Annotated in this window: 3 protein-coding genes; all 3 read left to right on the top strand. The window is 41.5% G+C overall.

All coding sequences use genetic code 11. The features are described 5' to 3' along the window. Positions 1–531 (top strand): abortive phage infection protein (locus tag RDS42_RS14655; RefSeq protein ID WP_308784298.1); only part of this gene is annotated, 531 nt, incomplete at its 5' end. Further along, positions 528–1,382, top strand: a complete 855-nt coding sequence (locus RDS42_RS14650; protein ID WP_002595844.1) for a nucleotidyl transferase AbiEii/AbiGii toxin family protein — start codon at positions 528–530, stop codon at positions 1,380–1,382. The genes RDS42_RS14655 and RDS42_RS14650, both read left to right, overlap by 4 nt. Then, positions 1,379–1,705, top strand: coding sequence for a hypothetical protein (locus RDS42_RS14645; protein ID WP_006059593.1), 327 nt, complete (start codon positions 1,379–1,381; stop codon positions 1,703–1,705). Before RDS42_RS14650 ends, RDS42_RS14645 begins: the two co-directional genes overlap by 4 nt. The last annotated feature ends 121 nt before the right edge of the window (positions 1,706–1,826 follow it).

Raw genomic sequence — 1,826 nt, 5'->3', positions numbered from 1 at the left:
CAGGTCGTATCTTCTGGAATTTCAAAGCCGGTATTTTATGATTATGTGCGTTCACGAGATTTGGATAGAGTCGCACATGGGATTTATCTGTCCAAAGATTCCTGGGTGGATGCCATGTATCTGCTTCATTTGCGATTTGAACAAGCAGTATTTTCACATGAAACAGCTTTATTTTTTCACGATCTGACAGACCGTGAACCAATAGAATATACAGTTACGGTCAAAACTGGATGCAATCCAAGCAAAATGAAAGCAGAAGGCATTCAAGTTTTTACGATTAAAGCAGACTTACATGATGTAGGACTTACAACAGCGAAAACTCCGTTCGGGCATACTGTGCCGGTTTATGATATGGAGCGAACGATCTGTGATTTGCTCAGAAGCCGTAGCAGAATTGAAATTCAGACCTTTCAGGGAGCACTGAAAGCGTATGCCCGTAGAAAAGATAAGAACCTGCGAGCTTTAATGCAATATGCTGGGATGTTCAAGGTGGAAAAAATTTTACGACAGTATTTGGAGGTACTTTTATGATAAAAACAGCAAGGCAGCTTAAAGATTTAATACGAAACCTTTCCAGAGAAAAATCCGCAGATGCTCAGATTTTAATGAGGAACTACATGATGGAGCGTTTTTTGGAGCGTATTTCTCTTTCTGAGTATCGTGATAAGTTTATCTTGAAGGGTGGTATGTTGGTAGCGGCTATGGTTGGATTGGATGCCCGCTCTACGATGGATTTGGATGCAACCATAAAAGGAGCTAATGTTAATGTGGAGGATATTGAGAATCTAATTTCATCAATCGTAACTGTTCCGATTGATGATGGTGTTAAATTTCAGCTGAAAAGTATTTCGGAGATTATGGATGAAGCAGAGTATCCGGGGATTCGTGTCAGCATGAGTACAACATTCGATGGTGTAGTGACCCCTTTGAAAATTGATATTTCTACGGGAGATGCAATCACTCCAAGAGAGGTTCGGTATTCATTCAAACTTATGCTGGAAGATCGCTCCATTGATATTTGGGCTTATAATTTAGAAACTGTGCTGGCAGAAAAACTGGAAACCATTATTACCAGAACCACAACCAATACCCGCATGAGAGATTTCTACGATATTTACATTTTAGAACAGCTGCATGGAACCACGCTGAACCCGAAAATTTTACATGATGCGCTTCTGGCAACTGCTCATAAACGGGGATCGGAGAAGTATCTTAACCAGGCTGAAGAAGTTTTTGACGAAGTGGAAAATGATTCGGTTATGCAAAAACTTTGGGAGGCATACCGTAAAAAGTTTTCTTATGCTTCTGATTTGGAATGGGATGTGATTATGAAAGCAATTCGCAGGTTATATGTTCTTTGCGAGAAGGGCATCAGCTTATGAAAAAGCATGGACACTATTGTAAAGTTTGTGGTGAATACAAAGCCAACGAAAAATTTTCAGGCAAAGGTCATGCATCCCACATTTGTAAATCCTGTGCTTCGCTACCAGCAGAAACGCAGGCTGAACTGATGACACTGAATCGTCTTTTGAATCTTCCATGGAGGCTATCGAAAGAGCAGTTGTCCTGGCTGAAAAATCGACTAAAGGATAGGCGGCCTGATGTCCGTGCATTGGCGCAAGAGCAATATGAAATGAGATTTCCACCAAGACACTTAGAAGATGATGAGTTCAATTTTTTCGATGAAGAAAGTTTTATAGAATAGTGAAAGCGGTCTGCTATGGCAGGCCGTTTTCTTTTCGGGAAGGAGGTCTGACCTATGGCAACCACGAGAATCATGCCGCTTCATGTCGGCAAGGGCCGCACAGAAAGTCGGGCGATCAGTG

The sequence above is a fragment of the uncultured Blautia sp. genome, from assembly GCF_902497045.1.
Lineage (GTDB): Bacteria > Bacillota > Clostridia > Lachnospirales > Lachnospiraceae > Blautia_A.
This window is presented reverse-complemented; position numbering and strand designations above follow the sequence as displayed.